Raw genomic sequence first — 4,059 nt, forward strand, 5'->3', positions numbered from 1 at the left:
GGGGAGGACCCCCATCGCCCCCTGGGCGGCCCAGCCGCCCGCAGCACCGGCAGGCACGGTCCCGCCCCCCAGGGGCAGCGGGGCCCGGGTGTACGTGGACGGGCCCGGCCCCCGGCCGCCGGGGCGGTGGGGGCGCGGGCCCGTGAGGTGGAGGGTCAGCCGCCGTAGGCGCCGGAGGCGGTGAGGCGCAGGGCGGTGTCGATGAGCGGGACGTGGCTGAAGGCCTGAGGGAAGTTGCCCACCTGGCGCTGGTGCTTGGAGTCCCACTCCTCCGCCAGCAGGCCCAGGTCGTTGCGCAGCGACAGCAGCTTCTCGAACAGCCGCCGCGCCTCGTCGACCCGCCCGATCATCGCCAGGTCGTCCGCCATCCAGAAGGAGCAGGCCAGGAACGCCCCCTCGTCGCCCGCCAGGCCGTCCACGTTGTCCTCACCCGGATGGGTGGGGTAGCGCAGGATGAACCCGTCCGGCGTCGACAGCTCCCGCTGGATCGCCTCGATCGTGCCGATGACCCGCTTGTCGTCCGGCGGCAGGAACCCGACCTGCGGGATCAGCAGCAGCGACGCGTCCAGTTCCTGCGAGCCGTACGACTGCGTGAAGGTGTTGCGCTCCGGGTCGTAGCCCTTCTCGCAGACGTCCCGGTGGATGTCGTCGCGCAGCTCCCGCCAGCGCTCCAGCGGGCCCTCCGCGTCGCCGGACTCCACCAGCTTGATGGTGCGGTCCACCGCCACCCAGGCCATGACCTTGGAGTGCACGAAGTGGCGGCGCGGGCCGCGCACCTCCCAGATGCCCTCGTCCGGCTGGTTCCAGTGGTTCTCCAGGTAGCGGATCAGCTTCAGCTGGAGCTGTGAGGCGTAGTCGTTGCGGGACAGGCCGGTCATGTGCGCCAGGTGCAGCGCCTCGATGGTCTCGCCGTACACGTCCAGCTGCAGCTGGTGGGCCGCGCCGTTGCCGACCCGGACCGGGGCGGAGTTCTCGTAGCCCGGCAGCCAGTCCAGCTCCGCCTCGCCGAGCTCGCGCTCGCCGGCGATGCCGTACATGATCTGCAGGTTCTCCGGGTCGCCCGCGACCGCCCGCAGCAGCCACTCGCGCCAGGCGCGGGCCTCCTCGCGGTAGCCGGTGCGCAGCAGCGAGGACAGGGTGATCGCCGCGTCGCGCAGCCAGGTGTAGCGGTAGTCCCAGTTGCGGACGCCGCCGATCTCCTCGGGCAGCGAGGTGGTCGGCGCGGCGACGATGCCGCCGGTGGGCGCATAGGTGAGCGCCTTCAGCGTGATCAGCGAACGGATCACGGCCTCCCGGTAGGGGCCGTGGTACGTGCACAGGGCGACCCACTCGCGCCAGAAGTCGTCGGTCGCCGCCAGCGCCTGCTCCGGCTCCGGCAGCGGCGGCGGCTCCTTGTGCGAGGGCTGCCAGGACAGCGTGAAGCCGAACCGGTCGCCCTCGGAGACGTCGAAGTCGGTGTACGTGGTGAGGTCCTGGCCGAAGGTGGTCAGGTCGTCCTCCTCGCCGGCCGCCTCGAGCACGTCGGTGTCGAACCAGACGGAGTCCGGGCCCGCGACGCCGACCAGACGCCCGTTGCGGCGGTGCACCCAGGGCACGATGCGGCCGTAGGAGAACCGCATCCGCAGCGCGGAGCGCATGGGAACCGTGCCCGAGACGCCCTCCACGATCCGGATGACCTGCGGGGCCCCGTCACGCGGCGGCATGAAATCGGTCACCCGGACGGTGCCCTCCGGGGTGTCCCACTCCGACTCCAGGACGAGGGAGTCGCCCCGGTAGCGGCGGCGGGTGGCGGCGGGCGCCTGGGCCTCCGGCGCGTGGGCGGGCCCGACGCGCCAGAACCCGTGATCCTCGGTGCCCAGCAGGCCGGCGAAAATGGCCTGAGAGTCGAAGCGGGGCAGGCACAGCCAGTCCACCGTGCCGTCCCGGCAGACCAGGGCGGCGGTCTGCATGTCTCCGATGAGTGCGTAGTCCTCGATACGCCCGGCCACGTGCAACTCCAGTCGAACGGCCACATCGTCCCGGCAGGGACGGTCGCTCTCTTGCGGTCAAGTCAAAGGGGGAGTGAAGCGGTAAGAATCTGTAGTTCGCTTGAGTGTGAGCTGACGCTCCCGTATGTCCGGTGTATCCGGGGACACGGCCTGTGACACGGGCTTGGGTGGTGCCGTCTTGCCCGGCCGGGCGGTCAGCGAGTGTCCGAGCAGGATACGACGCATGATGATGATGCGCGCGACGCTCGGGGCAACAAGAGTGATCCGAACGGGTGGGCGGCCGGTGACGCCGGGAAGCCCCAGGTCACGGCAGTGACGCAGGTGCGCGGACGCCTTTGGTCCCGCGCGCTGATACCCTGGTAGCCCGTGGACCGGTGGGAGAAAAACCCCGGCACCGCAGCGACGGCCCCCCCGGCGAAACCGGGTCGGCAAGCCGCTCCGCATCCCCAGACACCGCCACCACGGGAGCCCCCCTTTGGCCATGCCCGCTGCTTTTCGAAACAGCAACGCCACGACGACCAAGCACATCTTCGTCACCGGGGGTGTCGCCTCCTCGCTCGGGAAGGGCCTGACGGCGTCGAGCCTCGGCATGCTGCTGAAGGCCCGCGGTCTGCGTGTCGTCATGCAGAAGCTGGACCCCTACCTGAACGTCGACCCGGGCACGATGAACCCCTTCCAGCACGGTGAGGTGTTCGTCACCAACGACGGCGCCGAGACGGACCTGGACATCGGCCACTACGAGCGCTTCCTCGACCGCGACCTCGACGGCTCGGCCAACGTCACCACCGGCCAGGTCTACTCGACGGTCATCGCCAAGGAGCGCCGGGGCGAGTACCTGGGCGACACCGTCCAGGTCATCCCGCACATCACCAACGAGATCAGGCACCGCATCCGCCGCATGGCGACGGACGAGGTCGACGTCGTGATCACCGAGGTGGGCGGCACCGTCGGCGACATCGAGTCGCTGCCCTTCCTGGAGACGGTCCGCCAGGTCCGCCACGAGGTCGGCCGCGACAACGTGTTCGTGGTGCACATCTCGCTGCTGCCGTACATCGGTCCCTCCGGCGAGCTGAAGACCAAGCCGACCCAGCACTCGGTGGCCGCGCTGCGCAACATCGGCGTGCAGCCGGACGCCATCGTGCTGCGCTGCGACCGCGAGGTCCCCACCGCCATCAAGCGCAAGATCTCGCTGATGTGCGACGTCGACGAGGACGCCGTGGTGGCCTGCCCGGACGCCCGGTCCATCTACGACATCCCGAAGACGATCCACGGCGAGGGCCTGGACGCCTACGCGGTGCGCCGCCTCGACCTGCCGTTCCGCGACGTCGACTGGACCACCTGGGACGACCTGCTGGACCGCGTCCACAACCCCGATCACGAGATCACCCTGGCGCTCGTCGGCAAGTACATCGACCTGCCCGACGCCTACCTGTCGGTGACCGAGGCGCTGCGCGCCGGCGGCTTCGCCAACAAGGCCCGCGTCAAGATCAAGTGGGTCACCTCCGACGACTGCCGGACCCCGGCCGGCGCCGCCGAGCAGCTCGGCGACGTCGACGGCATCTGCATCCCCGGCGGCTTCGGCGACCGCGGCGTCTCCGGCAAGGTCGGCGCCATCCAGTACGCCCGCGAGAACCGCATCCCGCTGCTCGGCCTCTGCCTGGGCCTGCAGTGCATCGTGATCGAGGCGGCCCGCAACCTGGCCGGCATCACCGACGCCAACTCCACCGAGTTCGACCCGGCGACCGCCCACCCGGTGATCTCCACCATGGCCGAGCAGATGGACATCGTCTCCGGCGAGGGCGACATGGGCGGCACCATGCGTCTGGGCATGTACCCGGCCAAGCTGGCCGAGGGCTCCGTCGTGCGCGAGGTGTACGACGAGAAGGAGTACGTCGAGGAGCGCCACCGTCACCGCTACGAGGTGAACAACGCCTACCGCGCGGAGCTCGAGAAGAAGACGGGCATCGTCTTCTCCGGCACCTCCCCGGACGGCAAGCTCGTCGAGTACGTGGAGTACCCGCGCGAGGTGCACCCCTACCTGGTGGCCACCCAGGCCCACCCGGAGCTGCGC

The 4,059-nt window shown here is 70.4% G+C and carries 2 protein-coding genes; one reads left to right on the forward strand and one right to left on the reverse strand.

All coding sequences use genetic code 11. The features are described 5' to 3' along the window. Positions 1 to 155 precede the first annotated feature (155 nt). Positions 156 to 1,988: a glycoside hydrolase family 15 protein gene (locus tag ACOV8S_RS30420; protein WP_448321709.1), complete on the reverse strand. Its 1,833-nt coding sequence runs from the start codon at positions 1,986 to 1,988 to the stop codon at positions 156 to 158. A gap of 481 nt (positions 1,989 to 2,469) precedes the next feature. Here ACOV8S_RS30420 and ACOV8S_RS30425 point away from each other — a divergent pair. Then, positions 2,470 to 4,059, forward strand: a 1,590-nt coding sequence (locus ACOV8S_RS30425; protein ID WP_448321710.1) for a CTP synthase, incomplete at its 3' end; no start/stop codon positions are given.

Source organism: Streptomyces sp. CO7 (genome assembly GCF_053474865.1).